16 protein-coding genes are annotated in these 18,472 nt (G+C 37.9%); 8 read left to right on the plus strand and 8 right to left on the minus strand.

The features are described from left to right. Window positions 1–17: 17 nt before the first annotated feature. A complete protein-coding gene (locus AAA923_RS10285; RefSeq protein WP_338216882.1) occupies window positions 18–755 on the minus strand; it encodes a DUF5067 domain-containing protein in 738 nt (245 codons plus the stop codon). A 196-nt stretch (window positions 756–951) separates the two neighbouring features. Here AAA923_RS10285 and AAA923_RS10290 point away from each other — a divergent pair, with 196 nt between their 5' ends. The 4 genes from AAA923_RS10290 to AAA923_RS10305 all read left to right on the plus strand — a co-directional run bounded on the left by AAA923_RS10290 (window position 952) and on the right by AAA923_RS10305 (window position 4,837). Continuing rightward, window positions 952–1,164, plus strand: a complete 213-nt coding sequence (locus tag AAA923_RS10290) for a hypothetical protein (protein WP_223876480.1) — start codon at window positions 952–954, stop codon at window positions 1,162–1,164. Between the two features lie 600 nt (window positions 1,165–1,764). Next, entirely contained in the window at window positions 1,765–2,643 is an 879-nt protein-coding gene (locus AAA923_RS10295) for a cation diffusion facilitator family transporter (protein ID WP_338216885.1), read from the plus strand. A 341-nt stretch (window positions 2,644–2,984) separates the two neighbouring features. Beyond that, on the plus strand, window positions 2,985–3,659 hold the full coding sequence (locus AAA923_RS10300) for a 2,3-bisphosphoglycerate-dependent phosphoglycerate mutase (protein WP_338216887.1): 675 nt from the start codon (window positions 2,985–2,987) through the stop codon (window positions 3,657–3,659). 320 nt (window positions 3,660–3,979) lie between these two features. Next, window positions 3,980–4,837: a GRP family sugar transporter gene (locus AAA923_RS10305; RefSeq protein ID WP_338216889.1), complete on the plus strand. Its 858-nt coding sequence runs from the start codon at window positions 3,980–3,982 to the stop codon at window positions 4,835–4,837. Window positions 4,838–5,387: 550 nt separating this feature from the next. Here the strand turns inward: AAA923_RS10305 and AAA923_RS10310 are convergent. Continuing rightward, window positions 5,388–5,675, minus strand: coding sequence for a hypothetical protein (locus AAA923_RS10310; RefSeq protein ID WP_338216891.1), 288 nt, complete (start codon window positions 5,673–5,675; stop codon window positions 5,388–5,390). Window positions 5,676–5,818: 143 nt separating this feature from the next. Between AAA923_RS10310 and AAA923_RS10315 the strand changes: the two genes are divergently transcribed. Continuing rightward, on the plus strand, window positions 5,819–6,628 hold the full coding sequence (locus AAA923_RS10315; RefSeq protein ID WP_338216892.1) for an HAD family hydrolase: 810 nt from the start codon (window positions 5,819–5,821) through the stop codon (window positions 6,626–6,628). 182 nt (window positions 6,629–6,810) lie between these two features. On the opposite strand, the gene AAA923_RS10320 is transcribed toward AAA923_RS10315, so the two are convergent. Further along, window positions 6,811–7,098 (minus strand): hypothetical protein, encoded by a 288-nt coding sequence (locus AAA923_RS10320; protein WP_338216893.1) that lies wholly within the window; start codon window positions 7,096–7,098, stop codon window positions 6,811–6,813. Between the two features lie 233 nt (window positions 7,099–7,331). On the opposite strand from AAA923_RS10320, the gene AAA923_RS10325 reads away from it, so the two are divergent. Then, window positions 7,332–7,850, plus strand: coding sequence for a hypothetical protein (locus AAA923_RS10325; protein ID WP_338216895.1), 519 nt, complete (start codon window positions 7,332–7,334; stop codon window positions 7,848–7,850). Window positions 7,851–8,276: 426 nt separating this feature from the next. Here the strand turns inward: AAA923_RS10325 and AAA923_RS10330 are convergent, their stop codons facing one another. The 5 genes from AAA923_RS10330 to AAA923_RS10350 form a co-directional block, all read right to left on the minus strand. Next, window positions 8,277–10,361, minus strand: a complete 2,085-nt coding sequence (locus tag AAA923_RS10330; RefSeq protein ID WP_338216897.1) for a KUP/HAK/KT family potassium transporter — start codon at window positions 10,359–10,361, stop codon at window positions 8,277–8,279. A 451-nt stretch (window positions 10,362–10,812) separates the two neighbouring features. Beyond that, window positions 10,813–13,236: a Xaa-Pro dipeptidyl-peptidase gene (locus AAA923_RS10335; RefSeq protein ID WP_338216899.1), complete on the minus strand. Its 2,424-nt coding sequence runs from the start codon at window positions 13,234–13,236 to the stop codon at window positions 10,813–10,815. A gap of 515 nt (window positions 13,237–13,751) precedes the next feature. After that, the gene (locus tag AAA923_RS10340) at window positions 13,752–15,095 is read right to left on the minus strand and encodes a C1 family peptidase (RefSeq protein ID WP_338216901.1); all 1,344 of its coding nucleotides are present in this window, start codon (window positions 15,093–15,095) and stop codon (window positions 13,752–13,754) included. Between the two features lie 13 nt (window positions 15,096–15,108). After that, entirely contained in the window at window positions 15,109–15,798 is a 690-nt protein-coding gene (gene rpiA, locus AAA923_RS10345) for a ribose-5-phosphate isomerase RpiA (RefSeq protein WP_338216903.1), read from the minus strand. Then, a complete protein-coding gene (locus AAA923_RS10350; protein ID WP_338216905.1) occupies window positions 15,799–16,101 on the minus strand; it encodes a GNAT family N-acetyltransferase in 303 nt (100 codons plus the stop codon). Window positions 16,102–16,527: 426 nt separating this feature from the next. Here AAA923_RS10350 and AAA923_RS10355 point away from each other — a divergent pair, with 426 nt between their 5' ends. Both AAA923_RS10355 and radA read left to right on the plus strand, forming a co-directional pair. Next, complete coding sequence (locus AAA923_RS10355; RefSeq protein WP_338216907.1) at window positions 16,528–17,070, plus strand: dCTP deaminase/dUTPase family protein; 543 nt, start codon at window positions 16,528–16,530, stop codon at window positions 17,068–17,070. 19 nt (window positions 17,071–17,089) lie between these two features. Then, window positions 17,090–18,472: a DNA repair protein RadA gene (radA, locus tag AAA923_RS10360; RefSeq protein ID WP_338216909.1), complete on the plus strand. Its 1,383-nt coding sequence runs from the start codon at window positions 17,090–17,092 to the stop codon at window positions 18,470–18,472.

Below are 18,472 nucleotides of genomic sequence, written 5' to 3' on the forward strand. Positions count from 1 at the left end.
TATTTTTTTAAAATATTTTAGTCTAGTTTCAAAGGTTGTGTACTATCAAGCCAAGCATTAGTTTGGATATTCTTGAAGTACATTGTTACTTCGGAAGTGGTGCTATTAACTTTAACTAAGAGGGCACCGTCAAAACTTTTACCCGGTTGAACTTGACCATTGTTACTACTATTAATAATAGCTGCATTGTCGCCGGTAGCGGTTGTGGCAGATAATTGCTTGCCATCCTGCTTGAGCATAATTGCATTGTTTTGAACTTGTTGAGGTACTTCATTATTGTTAGTTTTGTTTGTGTAATTATATTTGACCATCAAAGCAGCATCACCGTTAGCATCTTTGATCAACTTAACTTCATTTGAAATTTTGAATGTATACCAATCTGTATCGTAAGTTAAATTATCGTAGGTACCAGGATTTTTGATTTGTGGAACTGTTTGTTTTTGTTCAGGTTGCTTCTCAACTTTTTGAGCAGGCTGATCTTTAGTAACCTTTTTAGGCTCATTCTTTTTAGCTTTTTTGGTTGTCTTTTTCTTAGTGGATTTCTTCGATGTAACCTTTTCAACTTTGTGAGATGGTCGCGTAGAATTTGTATTATTGGAACTATTTATCTTCCAAAAAGTAAATATACCAATTACTATAATGATGACCAAAATAAGTGGAATGATAAAAGACTTTTTTTTATAAAATGGCGATCTTTTCCGACGAAGTGCTTCACGAGTCATGCGAGATCTACTATTGCCGTTTTGCCTTTTCATAATGTTACTCCCCTGCAAATAATTCGTTAAGACCATAATATCATAATTAGTTAGTCGGAATTAATTAACTAAAAAATGCTTAGTTTTTCTTAAAAAAAGAAATTTCAAATTATGTTGTTGAACTGACTTTGAAAAAGTGGTATAAATATCTGGTCGAAGTTAATGAGATAGTTATTTTGTGTAGAAGGGGGTCACAATGATGTTGTTTTTTGGTAATCATGGCGATTATGAAGTTACTTGTAATTTCTTTAGCAAAGAAGGCCAAACAATTGCTAAGAAGCGCATTTGTCACAACGTTTCTAAGAAAGAAGCCCGTGACGGTATGAGAGATTATGTTACAAATAGATTCTCTGATATCATTGATGTAGCTCATCCCATTAAAGTTGTTGCTAAGCTAACAGCTAAATAAAAGGATAAAAATATATTGTTGGAAAAATGGAACCCGGATAAGGCTCTATTTTTTTTGCTTTAAGAGGTTCCGCCAGGGGTTGCACGGGATGAAGCCTGCCGTGGGACCGGCTCGAGCCGAAGTGCGGTCTCGACCCTCGATTTTGAGCCGAAGCCCGCGTCTCAAAATACGTCCAGTGGTGTAAGACCGGAAGTACGCCGGCCTAACACCACTGCCACTGCGGTCTTCATCCCGTGCAACCCCTGGCTAAGGTATTTTTGAATTAGAGTTTGATAGTTGATTTTAAATCAATCTGCTTATGAATTAATGCTGGACATGTATTAAGCGTGGGTAACTTTTGTCAGACTTAATTAATTGCAGATATTGTATATCTTGAGTGATACATTAGCCGGAGAATTCAAGAGATTTTACCCGCAATGAAGGTGGAGTTAGGACTTTAGTCCTTACTCCACGGACGACTTTTGAGACGTGATTTTCGGCTCAAAAGCGAGGCGCGAGACCTTGGCTCGCACCGGTCCTCATAGCAGGTGAAAATCTCTTGAATCTGGAGGCGACAAAATTCGGAAAAGATTGGTATGATAGACACGAGGTGGCGATGTTATGGATCATGAAAAAGTAACGGGTAAACGTTTCTTTTACGTAACTGTGCTGAATGTGTTGATTACTATTACTGAATTTGTCGGAGGTTTCTTTTCTGGAAGCCTAGGATTGATCTCTGATGCATTCCACAATTTGGAAGATTCGCTGTCAATTGTAATTTCATACGCAGCTAACGTTATTGGCAAGCGCAAGAATAATACTAAGAAGACTTTTGGATACAAACGGGCGGAAATTTTAGCAGCGTTCGTTAATTCAATTGTCCTAGTCGTGATAACACTGATGATGGTTGTTGAATCATTTCGGCGTCTATCACAGCCGCAACATATCAATGGTAAATTGATGATGATTGTTTCTTTGATTGGCTTAGCAGCTAATTTTATTTCAATGTTGATGCTATTGAGCGGTTCAAAGCATAATTTAAATATTAAAGCGACTTTTCTACATATGCTGACAGACACATTGTCTTCAGTCGGAGTTTTTATAGCTTCAATTTTTGTTATTTTGTTCAATTGGAATTGGGTCGACCCAATCATAACAATTGTAATTGCCATTTGGCTTTTAAAAGAAGCCTATACGGTTGTTTCGGAAACAATTAATATCCTGATGGAGGCCAGTCCAAAAATCGATTTGGACGCTGTTCAGGCTGCAATTTTGACAATCCCTGAAATTGTTAAAGTTCATCACGTACATTTATGGATGATTGACGAAAATCATATCATGTTGGATGCTCATATTAATGTTAAAAGGAACTGTAATATGGCTGAACTTGACGGTCTTTACGATCAAGTTGATAAATTATTAAAAGATAAATTTAATATCACACATGTAACTTTGCAGGCTGAGTGTTCAAGAGGTTTAGATAATTCTCTAATAGATTAGTTGTTATAGAGTTTGTAAAAAATAAATTATTTTATGATTATGAAGAAGTGATCTCAACAAGGTATTAGTTAAGTACAAAATAGCCGGAGGTTGAAAGAAAAATATAGTCAGCAGTGAAGGTGGCGTTATTGCTTTAGCAATTACACCACGGACGACTTTTGAGACGTGATTTTCGGCTCAAAATTGAGGCTCGAGACCGTACTTTGGCTCGAGCCGGTCCTCACAGCAGACTATATTTTTCTTTCAACCGGAGACAGACTGCCTCGGTTGGAATGAATAAGAAACCAGAATTGTGCTAATATTAGAGGGTAATTCTATATGAAAGTTGGGAATGTCGTAATATGGTAAAACTTGTCATGGTAAGGCATGGAGAGAGTATTGCTAATGCTTTAAATCAATATACGGGGTGGAATAATGTTGGTTTAACTCAAGAGGGCATCGTCCAAGCACACGTGGCCGCTAAAAAGTTACAAGGCTTTTATTTCGATCATGTACACACATCTGTTTTGCAAAGAGCTATTATCACAGCTTATATTATTCAAGATGATTTGAATCTTAATTATGTGCCAATCACTAAGTCTTGGCGCTTAAACGAACGTCACTATGGCGCTTTACGAGGTCAAAATAAAGATGCTACGAGACGTGAATTTGGAGTTGAACAAGTACACCAATGGCGCAGAAGTTTCTATTCAGTGCCACCGGAACTGCCACAACCAGACCCTAATGTTGGACCTTACAAATATTATGAGTCTAGCATCATGCCAGTTGCTGAAAGTTTGTATGAAGCTTATCAACGAATTATTCCTTATTACGTCGATCACGTTGCCCCTGAGCTGTTGGACAATAAGAATCAACTAATCGTTGCCCACGGTAGTACTATCAGGGCTTTGATCAAGTATATTGAGGGAATTAGCGATAAAGATATTGATGGAGTTGAAGTCGCAAATGGTAAGCCATTGATTTACGATTTTGATGAAAAACTTAATATTATTAGCAGTAATCGAACAGAAAAATAATTATTATTGAAAATAAATGAAAGTAGCATCGTGGTTGAGAGAGACCATGAATGCACTTTCATTTTTTTTACTTTTTTAAAAGAAAATGCTTTCTTTTTAAAAATATTGCGTTAAACTATTTAAATGGTCTAGATAAGCCATGACATTTTTTAGTGCCAAAAGTGCCTATTTGGACAATTTAATTGTAATAATGTTCGTTTAATCATGAGTAATAGAGATTGAATTATGAGAAATAAGTAGTTCTTTATGCAAATCAGATATACCGCATTAAAAAAATAATTATTACTAATATTCAGTTTAAAACAAGAAGGAGTTTCATAATGAATATTTTAATTGCTTTAATTCCAGCGCTTGGTTGGGGCTTCATGCCAATCATTACTGGTAAAGTTGGGGGATCTCCAGTTAACCAAATGTTCGGAATAGGTGCCGGTGCAACGGTTGTTGGTTTGATCTCTTATCTAGTTACACAGCCTAGCGTTAGTGCTCAAGCTTTTTGGTTCTCAGTTCTCTGTGGTGCCTTATGGACAATCGGTCAAATCGGTCAGTTCATTTCTTTCAAGCGTATCGGCGTTTCAGGAACAGTTCCACTATCAACTGTTTTTCAATTAGTTGGTAACTCAATTATCGGGATGTTGATTTTCGGTGATTGGGCCGGCGTACATGCCAAAATTATTGGTATCATCGCTTTGGCAATCGTTGTTGTTGGTGCTTTATTAACATCAGTTTCAGATAGCACTGACGGTCAAAAGATGCAGACGAAAGATGCACTCTTCCTATTGTGCACAACCGTTGGATTTTGGATCTACTCTTCATTTCCAAATATGCCAATCGTTAAAGCTGAAAGCCCAACAGGTATCTTTCTACCAGAAATGTTAGGAATCCTACTAGGTTCAATTATTTATGCCTTATTCACAGACAAAAATTCATTTAAACAAAAGCAACAATATCAAAATATGATTGCCGGAGTTGCTTGGGGAATTGCCGCATTTGCGTACATCTTCTCAGCCAAAGCAAACGGTAATACATCAGCATTTATCTGGACACAATTAAACGTAGTAATCGGAACATTCGGTGGAATCTTTGTTCTGCATGAACAAAAGAGCAGCCGTGAATTGAAGTTTACTATTTTAGGAATTGTCTTAATTGTAGTCGGTAGTGTAGCTACATCGTTCGCATAAAAAGTATTAGTTAAGTATGCCGTCTCCAGAGCTGGAAAATATTCACAAGCTGTGCGGAACGGTCCGAGCCAAAAAGCGGTCTCGAACCTCGGTTTGAAGCCTTGACACAGTTCGTCAAGTCTCCAAACACGCCCGGTGGTATAAGTACGGAAGGTTCCTTCCGTACTTATACCACTACCACGGCACACAAATATTTTCCAGCTCTTCCGACTAATCAATCGTTATTAGTTAGTTAATTAAATAGAGAGAAAAATTGCAGTAATCTAGTCCAAAGGATTACTGCAATTTTTTTGTAAATTAATGTTTGGGAGTATCTATACCGATAACACATCCAATAAAACCAATGTAATAAATCAACACAATTAGCCGGAGGTCGTCAGTAATATATAGTCAGCAGTGAAGGCGGCGTTATTGCTTTAGCAATTACACCACGGACGACTTTTGAGACTTGCTGTTTTTGCAAGGCTCAAAAGCGAGGCGCGAGACCGTACTTTGGCTCGCACCGGTCCTCACAGCAGACTATATATTACTGACGATCGGAGGCACCACACTATTCAGCAATAGCTTCAAACATATTCTCTTTCAAATAATCGAATTCGCCATAGCCACTGTATAGAAAAATAAAGCGCTTTCCATTATAATTAAATTTGATTCTATTCCAACCGTAATAAGTATCTTCAGCGACATCTTTAATTTCTGAAACGGGCACTGTGATCTTGTCGATATTTACAACGCCTTTGAGAGATGAGATGTAGAGATTATGGTTGGAGAATTTAAAACTGACGTATCCATAACTGACACCTGATTTTTGATCAATAATTTGAATGTATGCAAACATGATATTCACGTTCCTTTCTTAATTCACCTTTAGAGTAGGTTATAGAACGCGTTTCATAGCAAGGTTATTGGTCAAAAAAAGTCAATTCGTCTAGAACCAGTTCGATAAATTTTAACTATAAATTACACGGAGGAGCGACTATTTTGATTAAGCACATTTTTTCCGATATGGATGGAACTCTGTTACAAAGCAATTGTAAGATCAGTGAAAATAACGTTAAGGTAATTAGGGATAGTCGGATTCCGTTTACATTAGTTTCGGCACGTTCACCAAGAGAGATGATTGAAACCATTGATAAACTTGACTTGCAGGAGCCGCAAATTGCTTTCAATGGTGGATTGATTTTTCAACAAACTGCTCAAGGGAAGAAAATTCTTCAATCGGAACCAATCGATGTGGACAGTATCAAACGAGTATTGTCGATTTTGAAACAAGAATTCCCAGATGTGAGTTGTTCATTGTATGATTTGGATAACTGGTATGTGGAAAAAATTGATAAAGGCATCGAATATGAAGCTTCAGCCTGTGATTTTGAACCAATTGTGACTGATTTTGTTTCTTTACTGAAACAAGATGGTTTAAAAATCTTCAAAATTATGTTGATTTCGTTCGACTTACAAGAAATGAAAGCAATGAATGAAAAACTTGAACACTTAAATTCTGGCGATGTGACAGTTACTCAGTCTGCTGAGAATTACATTGAAATTACTCATAAGTTGGCTCAGAAATCCCGTGGTATCAAGTATATTCAAAATTTAGAAAACTTGGATAAAGAGGATATGGCAGCTTTTGGCGACGGCTATAATGACCTAGTTATGCTCGAACAAGTGGGGACGCCGATTGTTATGGATAATGCATTGCCCGGTGTAAAAGACTATGCGAAGTTTATTACCAAAGACAATGATCACGATGGAGTAGCGTTTGGTATTCAAAAATATTTAGTCTCTGAATAATCAATGTAGATGAATGGTTAAAAATTCACTTGTCAGACAAAATTATTCAATTAGCTAGAGTTGACTGTATAATCGGTAAAACGAATAGACAGCTCAAATTTTGACAATCTCAAGCGGATTAGGCCAATATCAAATTTAATTTCAACGACAAAACAAAAAGAACACAGTTGAGTGTTCTTTTTTTATGCCTTCATGGCCTTAAGTAGATGTTGTTCGAGGTATTGTTCTTCACCATATCCAGTGTAAAGGAAGGAATACTTTTTACCTTGATATATGAAACTGATACGATCTTCACCGTAAAATTTATCAATTTGTAGGTCGACGATTTTAGAGAACGGAATATTAATACAGTGTAGAGCTTTCATACCTCTAACGATTGTCATTGATATATGTCCGTCTTCAATGTTGTAGAAAACGTAGCCTTTAAACATTTTGGAGTCTTTGTCGATAATTTGAATGTAGGTGTACATAATAATCACACCTTCTTTCCACAAATATTAATCAATAAAAAAATATGTATTATTGATTGATGTGGATTATAAGCGCTGATTGATGTGGAAAGAAATGAGGAACCTTGAGACTGACAAGACGTCTACTATTGAGCTATATCGTTGCTAAAAATGCAAAGAGAAGCTATTTTTAATTTAAATTTTATTAAGTCGCTAATATTAAAAATTAGCAGCTGAAAAAGTAGGCGATGAAGATGGAAAAGAGCTTTGCAAGAAAGTTAAATGGGAAACCATTATTTAACAGTTTGATTCTTGGTGCAGCGATTGGAAGTTTTACGTATATCTTGGCTGATAAAGATATTGCCGTTGGTGTTGTACTAGGAACGATAGCTTTCCTAATTCAAAGTACGATTATTTATCCCCGTTATTTACCAAGTCTTTATGGACGTTGGAAGATCAACGATGGGGCGGTGTCATACTATGATTACAATACGTGGATGAAACGTATCAAGGCTATCTTTTTACCAATTGGCAAGAAGCAGGAGTCAGTTTCATTTGAAGATATCATGTCCTACTCTTTGGTTGTTAATAAAAAAGATGATAAAGTATTGCCACATTATATTATTTTGAAATTGGATAATGGACATGATGTTGCTTTGGATCTGTCTTGGAATTTGTTGAAGTCGGGTGCTCCGGAAAAGGATGTTGAGTGGGTGGTTGATTTCATTACTTCTAAGTTGAATCAGAAGACCGTGCAGATTCTGCAGGTTTGAATTATCTTTAGGTCTGGGTTATCTCCAGGTCTGAGAACATTTACCTGCTATGCGGACCGGCGTGAGCCAAGGTCTCACACCTCGATTTGAAGCCTTGCAAAAATCGCAAGTCTTCAAACTCGCCCGGTGGTGTAATGGCTAAAGCCATAACGCCACTTCCACAGCGGGTAAATATTCTCAGACCTTCCGAGTAATTTATTTTTATTAATTTATTTTTAGCCTTTGCTGGAGAAAATAAAAGAGCAAGTAATCAATCTGACTCGATTACTTGCTCTTATTTTTTTGTTTATATATGCAGTGGCTCTAAAACGAGCTCCGCAAGCCAATTTCTTCCGCTTTGCATAACTTCCCAAATCGTCCGCAAGGTGCGCGGACAATTCGTGAAGCTACGCAAATGCTCGGAAATTCCCGGGCTTGCTCCACTCTCTAATCTTCATCATCGTCATCAATTTCATCATCCACTTTAATATCTTTCAAAGCTGAACGATCTTTTCTGACTAAACGTAAACGATTGAGTGAAACTTTTCCAAGTACTAATGGTACTCGTTCTTCGACTACATCACTGTAGGAAAGTCCGAACCAGTTAGCAGGTGAGATGAACTTTTGTAGGAAGAAGCGCATGTGAATTACACTCTTCTTCAAACTGCTGATCTTTGTATCGGGTGATAGAACTTCTTTGATAATAACGAATGAGAAGTCACCAACATCACGGTCAGGAATAGTTGTATATTTCTGTGGCTGTTGTTTGATTTCACCGTTTGACATCATATCATTTACAACTTGACGCAAGTAGACGTTAACTTTCTGATCAACTCTAAATCCTAAGTAAAGTTGAACGCTGACCATGTAGTCGGTATCGAAAGTTTCTACGCTATATGCAGCTGTATATGGTTCATCGGTAACATTAACTGTTACAAACCAGTAGACTTGAGCACGTTTTGGACGTTTATCAAGGATTGAATAAAGGATATTCTTCTTGATACGGTAGCCATCGTGAATCTTAGTTAGGTAAACCAAGTTAGTTGTATAAAGTGGGTAACTTGGATCTTTTCTCAAATCATTTAATTGATGCTTGAAAGCTAATAGTGAAACGAAGTGACTTCTATATGTGTTGTCATCTTTAAGTCTTTCACCGTATCTCCAAATGAACATAACAGCGATAAGTAAGGCGGCGATAAACATAGTAATGTAAGCACCGTGAATGAACTTGCTACTGTTTGTTACGAAGAAAATACTTTCAATAATAAAGAAGAAACTGATAATAATCGTCGTAAAGAAGCGGTTAGCACGTTTCATCAACAACCATTGATGGAGCAAGATTGTTGTCATTAACATTGTGATTGTAATTTCTAGACCGTAGGCATTTGACATGTTTTCGGAAGTTTTGAAATAGAAGACGATGAACAAACAAACAATCCAGATAATTGAGTTAACTGTTGGAATATAAAGTTGACCTTTGAAATTAGTTGGGTAGTAAGTTTTCAATCTTGGGAAAATCTTCAATTTGGTAGCTTCAGATACTAGTGTGTAAGAACCAGAAATCAAGGCTTGAGAAGCGATGATAGCGGCCATAGCTGAAAGGAAGATTCCGAAGAGTCTGAAGTCAGCTGGAATAGATTGATAGAAAGGATTCATTGCGGAACCCATGTTTTGAAGCGTGTGATTATCTTTAACACTTAAAATCCATGTTGCTTGACCTAAGTAACTTAGCAACAAACAAATCTTGACGAATGGCCAACTAGTGTAAATGTTAGGTCGACCAACGTGTCCCATATCTGAGTAGAGAGCTTCAGCACCAGTAGTAGCAAGGAAAATACTACCAAGGATGAAGACACCACGGATGTTGATTGGACTTCTTAATAGTTCAATCGCGTAGTATGGGTTCAAAGCTCGAAGCATCGTCCAGTCATGTGAAAGGTTCATAATCCCGATTAAACCAAGGAATGCAAACCAAACCAACATGATAGGACCGAATGCTCGTCCAATCAATTGCGTACCAAATCTTTGGATAAAGAAGAGGGTCGACAAAATGATCAGGGTAACGATAATTACTTGGTTCTGGTTTCCAATCAAAACGGTATTGTGAATGGCAATGCCTTTCAGACCTTCGATTGCGGCAGTGACAGTAACAGCAGGTGTCATCATACCGTCGGCTAAGAAAGTTGCCCCACCAACCATAGCCGGAATAATTAGCCACTTAGCACGCTTTCTAACCAAAGTGTAGAGGGCGAAAATACCACCTTCACCACGGTTATCAGCACGTAAAGCAATTAAAACATACTTAATTGTCGTGACTAAAGTCAGTGTCCAGAATATTAATGAAACACTGCCTAGAATAAAATTAGTGGACATTTTATCAAGTCCACCATTCCCAACCATTAAAGAGTGCATAACATATAGAGGTGAAGTACCAATGTCTCCATAAACGATTCCTAAAGCAATTAGGAACCCTGCAACACTCTTTTTTGAATGGGGGTTATTCTTTAATGAATTTAGTTGTGTTTTTTCCATATAAATAATCTCCAAAAATAAACAGTTCAACGGCGATTATAACATTAGAATTGCTAGTATGAAACCACTTAATTTTGGTCTAGGAGGTTTCGCTATATATCACAGCAATCAATCGTAGTTGGTATTAATTCATATCTAAACGTTGAAAGATGGAAATTTGATATAACCGTTGTTGTAGCAATCAAAGTTGTAATTCATTTAATAACAAAAGGGCTTTTATCTGCTCATTCATATTATAAAAATAAATTAGTTGGAAGAGCTGAGAGTATTTACCTGCAGCGAAAGTGGCGTTATGGCTTTAGCCATTACACCACCGGGCGTGTTGGAGACTTTCCGATTTTTGGAAAGGCTTCAACCGAGGTTCGAGACCGCACTATGACTCGGACCGTGCCGCGCAACAGATGAATACTCTCAGCTCTGGAAACGGCATCCTTAATTAAACTTTCAACCTTTAGTTTTTGTGTATTGGAACGACTAATGAAGAATCATTGGCCTGAACTGTATATTTAATATTTTGATTACCACGAACTGTCATACCAAAATCGGTTGCGTAGACGATCAAACCTAATTGATGGCCTTTGAGTAATTTGTAGAATGTTGGTTGAAGCTCAACATCAATATTATAGAAAACATTTGGTTTTAGTTCATCAACTTTATAGTTGTTTTCACGATTCTGTAAATTAATGTGACCTTTAGTAATCATCTTGAATGGTGTTGGTTGTGCGTAAGTAAATTCACGCAAATCATCTTCACGCCAATCGTATGTCTCAGCCAAACTATTCTTCGATAATAATGTTGGTGAAACGGTCAAACGCTTGGTCTCACAGTAATCGATTAGTTGGAAACTTAAGAGTCCGATATCTTCACTGGAGCTGACCTTTAATTGGACGTTGACTTTACCATCGATTGTTAAATCGTCAGATAAGGTATCAGTCTTGTAAATTAGTTGATTGTCAGCTAATTTTTTATCGGCAGCAATCAAATCGTGTTCCCAAGTATCGTTATGCTTAGCATAATTGTCGAAGGTTGGTTGATCTAATTTATCTTGGAACGATTGAGTTGATGGAGTAACTTCATCAGTTACTAATTTATCACTTGATAAATTATATTTAATTTGTTGATTTTCGGCACTAGCCCAGTCTTTATAAGCTGTCCAGTTCTCAGCCTTTGTGTTGTCTTGGATGATAACATTAGGGATGATTTCTTTGGCTTGATTGTCAATTCCGAGTAGCTCATGAGTCAGCCAAAGGTTGATGATATCGTTATAGTCTATAGAACGAAAGGCGTTGATGTAAATGTGTTGGCCTTGGTGCAAAATAATCTTTTGTGTAACGCCGTTATGCTTAATGCCATTCCAGAGACGTTCAACGTTTCTAGGCTTAACGTTCCAGTCGTTTAGGCCGTGAACCATGAAAACATCGGCTTTGATATTCTTGAAATCTTTGTGGTAATTACGAGCATCCCAGAAAGTATTATAGTCTCCGGTTGTTCGATCTTCGCCATCTTGAATTGCCTTAATTTGGTCGTCCCATTGTGACTTGATATTGTGGAAATCACCAGGTTGTAAACGACGACTGAAAGTTTCTTCTGCCAAAACATCAGCATCTTCACCAGGGAAGCCACCAGGAGCGATTACTAGTCCGCCATCACGGTAATAGTCATACCAGTTAGAAATAGCAGCTTCACTGATAACAGTCTTTAATCCTGAAACACCAGTAGTTGCGGCAGCAGTAGCTAATGTCCCTAAGTATGAACGACCAGTCATGGCAACTTTTTGATTTGACCACCATGCTTTAATTTTGATGTTGTCAGTTCGGTTGGTAAATGCAGGTAATTGACCAGTTAACCACTTAATAATGGAAACCGTTGAAGTTGTTTCGTCAGGATCACCAGTGGTTCTGAAGCCGTCAGAATCCTTTGTACCGATACCGGCCATATAAACGACCGCAAAACCACGAGCTAAGAAGTAGTCATTTAATGTGTATGAACTTTCTCTAGAGAAATCTTGTTCAGCTTTTTTAGTTTCACCATCGATTTTTCTTGGAGCAGGGATTTCTTGATTATCATCTTTATATTCAATATCTGAATATTTTAGATTATTTGGTTGTTTGTGTGTTAAAGGTACGTTGACATTGTGAGTGAGTTTTTCGCCAGTTTCATCATTAGTACCTTGGTTGTAAGGACTAGCAGTGTAGAGAACAGGTACTTTCAAGCCATTCTCAGTTTCGCTAGGGCGTAAAATTTCAGCTTTAAGTAAATCACGCTTGCCGTCATTATCACTGTCTTGAGGTGATTCTACGTAAACGACTTCACGAATTAACTTATGTGGGTTAAATACGGGCAAAGTCTTGCCATTAAATAGCATTGGCTTAGTGATTTTGCTGTAAAACTTAGTGAAGTAACCTTTAGATGCGAGTGAGTCGACATAAGTTTGGCCCATCTTGTTGTGAGTTGCTAATAACCAATACCAAGCGGATTTTAACTCGTCAATGGTGAACGAAGCGCCGTTATGGTCAGCAACCATCAATTGAATTTTATCCATGGCAGCTAATGGGTCTGTAAATGAAAAGTCCACGTCAGGATTGAATTTGAGAAGTTGTAGGGCAACGTTATAAAAAGCTACGACTGAGACATGAGTGGCTGAATCGATATATTCACTCAAATTTTGTTCATCAGTTGCCATATATGTTTTGAGCGTTTCTTCAAAAGTTGAAGAAGTTTTATCTTCTAAAAAGCTCTTGCTTAAAAAGCTGATCCAAAGTTGCAGGGGATTGGTTTCTGACTCGTTATCTTTATCTAGAAAACCGATTTCGGTGAGCTCTGTTAATTGATCTTTAAAGTCTGTTGGACGGATTGCAAATTGGTTATTTTTCATATGAACAACTCCTTTTTTAGATATTATTCTCATTATAGAGCAGTGGGGATTATTTTGCCTTACTTGGTTTGTGCCGCCTCAGGTTGCCAGAAATTTTCGCCTGCTATGGGACCGGTGTGAGCCAAGGTCTCACACCTCGCTTTTGAGCTTTGCACAGTTCGCAAATCTCAAAAGACGTCCGTTGAGTAAGGAGTAAACTCCTAACTCAACCTTCATTGCGGGTGAAATTTCTGTCAACCTGAGGCTAGTTGGTTGGAGGATTTAAGGTTTCTCTATTTTGAATAGGTACCAAATGTAAATGGATTATAGAAAAAGCCACAAACTACATTGGTCAATGAAAGACGATGTAATTTGTGACTTTTGATAATTGTATTTTTAAATAGGCAGTAGCTCTGAAACGAGCTACGCAGGCCAATTTCTTCCGCTTTGTCTAACTTCACAAATCATCCGCAAAGTACGCGGACAATTCGTGAAGTCATGCAAATGCTCGGAAATTCCCAGGCCTGCTTCGCTCTCTATGCTAATGCTCCCATTGGATCCCATGGTGCTAATACTTTTGGTTCTTTTGATTCTGTTTCAAAGGTATTCTTGAGGTCTTCTGGTAAGTATTTCTTGTTGATAACTAGTTGGTAAACGAATTCGTTGAACCATGAGTCGCTCATTACGAAGTAACCTTTTGTTCCGACTTTTTCACCCCATGAGTTTTCAACTTTCCACTTCAATGGGTTGCCGTTTTCGTCCAAATCAACACCAGTGATAACCATTGCGTGTGTCATCATACTTTCGATGTAGTCAAGGCGTTCTGCCTTTGTCATCTTCAAGTCAGTGTTTAGTAGGCCTTCAAGGTCATAGATGTTTGTATCCATGATACCAATCTTACGGTCTGAACTTTGACCAACATCACTACCGAACCAAACTGTTTCGCCAGCTTGGAGTTGTTTAACGGCTAATTTCTTGAAGTCATTGATTTCAAGGTTCAAGTGACGTACTTGACGTCCACCAATTACGTTACCAAGCATTTCAACTGTGTAAACGTGGTTGTATGGTTTGTCAGCTGTTGGAGCATTGATTGTTGAAATGTAACTGTCTAAGTCCCAACCAACATACTTCTTGAAGAATTCTTGAGGTGTGATGCCTGTTTCCTTGTGATAGTTCTTATCGTCATCACGGTAAGCCCAGTCAAATTTTGTAGGAGGAACGCCGACTGTGTAAACTAAAATCTTGTAGATTTCACTTAACAATTCATTCTTCTTACGTTCGATGTCTTCTTCAGACTTGTTGTCGTTAACAAGGTTACGCAAGATGATAGCGTCTTTACGTAATTTCTTATTAAGAACGTTGTTTAGCTCGGATGAGTTTGTACGACTGAATGTATCTGGCATTACGGCCTTAGGAACAACACCATATTTTTGAACAAGTGCCATAACCATATCCCATTGACCACCATCTTGTTGAGGTGTTGCCATTAGGAAGTCGACTTTACGGTCGCCAGTTGGTAAAGCAGCTGTGTTGATAACATTTTCGAAGAAGTAGTTAGATTTTTCTAGTTTGTCCCAGAAAAGCATGTAACCTTGTGAAAGTTCAAAGCCCTTGATCTTAAAGTTATCTTGAAGAGGGTGTCTCATAGTATTTAATGCTGCGAAAACCCAGCATAATCCAGATTGTTTTTGATCAGCAACTTTACCAGTATCAATTTCAACTGAGAAAGTAGGGTCCATAGCAACTTTAGATGCGATTGTTTCACTTGATTTGAACAAACCATTGTTAGCAACAGCGTTTTTAATTGCTGAAGAACCTGGTGTGTTTTCAAAAGCGTTTTTAAAATTATCTAATTCTGATGATGTGATTTCTTTAGTCATACAATTCTCTCCTCTATCTGATATTATCGATTACTTTTGGTCCATCCTCATAACCGACGATAATAGTATTAACTATATCAAGAAATAGTCCGTGTGCAACTATTCCAACTTGGTGATCTAACCATTCGGCTAATAGGTGAGGGTGAGTAATTTCGCCCATTTTTAAATCAATTACGTAATTTTTATTATGTGTCAAAACGCGTTTGCCGTCGTCATCTAAACGGAATTCCGGATGTAGGTCTTCTTTTTGAAGGTCTGCAAAGGTTTTTTCACAACCGAAAGGAATTACTTCTAGTGGCAATGGAAAACTGCCTAAGGTGTCAGCCAATTTTGATTGGTCGACGATCCAAATGTTTTTGGTGGAATTAGTTGCGACCATCTTTTCAAGCAAGTGGGCAGCACCGCCACCTTTGATACCTTGATAATTCTTGTCGATTTGATCGGCGCCATCAATGGTTAAATCGATGTGGTCGACATCATTCAAATCTTTGGTTGGGATGCCAAGCGACTTAGCTTGTTTTTCAGAGCGAGAAGAAGTGGTTACAGCAACGATATTTTTGATATCGCCAGCTTGATATCTCTTGCCGAGTTCCTCAATCATGTAATAAACCGTGGAGCCAGTACCAAGTCCAACAACACTGTCACTTTGGATAAAGTCAACGGACTTAATACCAACGGCCTGCTTTAATTCATTTTGATCCAACTATTTTTCCCCCTTTAAAAGCTCTTGGTAATTTTCGGTTAACAAAAATCTGATCTCTGGTTTTCTCTCAAAAGCAGCTTTAGCATATTCGCAAACTGGTACGATTTTGAGACTCTTCAAATCAGCGTAATCCAAAGCTGCATTGAGAAGTTTACCGGCTAATCCTTGACCACGATAGTCATCGTCGACAAAAGTATGGTCGAGTGAAATAACGCCATCTTTAACGGTGGAATAAGTGATTTCCCCAATCATTTTATCGTTGTCTTCAAAAAAGAAACGACCGTCCTCATGTTTCATTTCCATAAAATTACCTCCTGCTAGATTAATTTAATATTATACTACTCTATTATAAGAAGAAAGTCAGTGTAATGAATAGTTTTATAGTGGTTAAAATGCTATTATTTTAGTTACTGAAGGTTTGTTTCTCCAGAGCTGAGAGTATTAACCTGCTATGCGGAACGGTTCGAGCCAGAGTGCGGTCTCGAACCTCGGTTTGAATGCTTGCAAAGACCGCAAGTATCCAAACTCGCCCGGTGGTGTGATGGCTAAAGCCATAACGCCACTTTCACAGCTGGTTAATACTCTCAGCTCTTCCGATTTTTTGATTTGATATATTCTAAATCGTTGGGGGGATGCTGTGGTATCGTGCTTAAAACGGTCCGCACGGCCAGTGAATGTTTCTTATCTCTGGAGACGACAACTTCATACAATACTTAAGGAGTTTTCAATTTGACAAAAAAACGTGGATTTGAAATTGTTAAGAAATACGAAGGTAAAGGAATCAATTTACCAGTTCGTCAAACTAAAAATGCTGCTGGTTATGATATCGAGAGTTCCGAAGATTTTGTTGTTCCTTCAATTTGGAAGTTTGGTGTTTTGAATGTTTTGAAATTTTTGCTAAATAAGGGCAAAATGGATGACAGCAAAATTGCTGAAGTTCAAAAGTCAATCAAGCCAGTATTGGTACCGACAGGTGTCAAAGCTTACATGCAAGATGATGAAGTTTTGATTATTGCTAGTCGCTCTAGCAATCCATTGAAGCGTGGCTTATCAATTCCGAATGGTATTGGTGTTGTTGATGCAGATTATTATAATAATGATAGTAATGAGGGTGAGCTGTTTGTTCAATTAATTAACTTTTTCCCTGTGGATTACACTGTTAAAAAAGGTGAACGTTTGGCCCAAGGAATATTCATCAAATACCTTACAACCGATGACGACGAGGGTGGATTAACAAAACGTCATGGAGGATTTGGTTCTTCAGGAATATAATAAGAAAGGAACTATTTTATTGGCAAAAACTAAAACAAAATTCGTATGTCAAAATTGTGGATATGTTTCCCCAAAGTATCTCGGACGTTGCCCTAACTGTGGAGTTTGGAATCAAATGGTCGAAGAAATTGACCAACCAGATATTGCTAAAATAAGTAAAGCTAATGCATCACCTAGCCGTCGTGTTAGTGATGTCGAATCAAAGCCAGTTAAGTTAGGCGAAGTTTCATTTGAAAAGGAACCTCGTGTTAAGACAGAACTTGGTGAGTTGAATCGTGTGCTTGGTGGCGGTATCGTACCTGGATCATTAATCTTAATTGGTGGTGATCCTGGTATTGGTAAGTCAACACTTTTGACGCAAGTATCTGGTCAATTAGCTAGAGATGGTAGTAAAGTTTTGTACGTTTCTGGTGAAGAAAGTGCTTCGCAAATTAAGATGCGTGCTGACCGAATCGGCGTTACTGGTGATAATTTGTATCTTTATCCACAGACAGATATGAGTTATATCCGTGAGAATATCGATGAAATGCACCCAGATTACTTGATTATTGACTCCGTTCAAACAATGGATGAACCAGAGATCACATCTGCTGTTGGTAGTGTTTCGCAAATTCGTGAAGTTACTGCTGAGTTGATGAATATCGCTAAGCAACAAAACATCACCGTTTTTGTCGTTGGACATGTGACTAAAGGCGGCGCCATTGCTGGTCCAAAAATTTTGGAACACATGGTTGATACTGTTTTATACTTTGAAGGGGACACCCATCACAGTTACCGTATTTTGCGTTCGGTTAAGAACCGTTTTGGTTCAACGAATGAAATCGGTATTTTTGAAATGCGTACTAAGGGATTGGTCGAAGTGGCTAATCCATCAGAGATTTTCTTGGAAGAACGTTTAGCCGATGCCAATGGTTCTGCGGTTGTTGTTTCAATGGAAGGTACGAGACCAATTTTAGTTGAAATTCAGTCGCTAATTACGCCAACAGTCTTTGGTAATGCTAAGAGAACCGCCACTGGTTTAGATCACAACCGCGTTTCAGTGATTATGGCCGTGTTGGAAAAACGTGGCAACTTGATGCTTCAAAATCAGGATGCTTACTTGAAATCAACAGGTGGAGTAAAATTAGATGAACCAGCGATTGATTTGGCTTTAGCAATGTCGATTGCATCAAGTTACAAGAATATTGGAATTTCTGGAACAGATTGTTTTGTTGGTGAAGTTGGTTTGACCGGTGAAGTACGTCGTGTCAACCGAATCGACCAACGTGTCAGTGAGGCTGAAAAATTAGGTTTCAAGCGAATTTTTGTTCCTAAAAATAATCAAGGTGACTGGTCAAAAAACAGTAAAATTCAAATAATCGGTGTCAGTACAGTATCAGATGCAATGAAGAAAATTTTTTAA

Source organism: Companilactobacillus muriivasis (assembly GCF_036246245.1).
Lineage (GTDB): Bacteria > Bacillota > Bacilli > Lactobacillales > Lactobacillaceae > Companilactobacillus > Companilactobacillus muriivasis.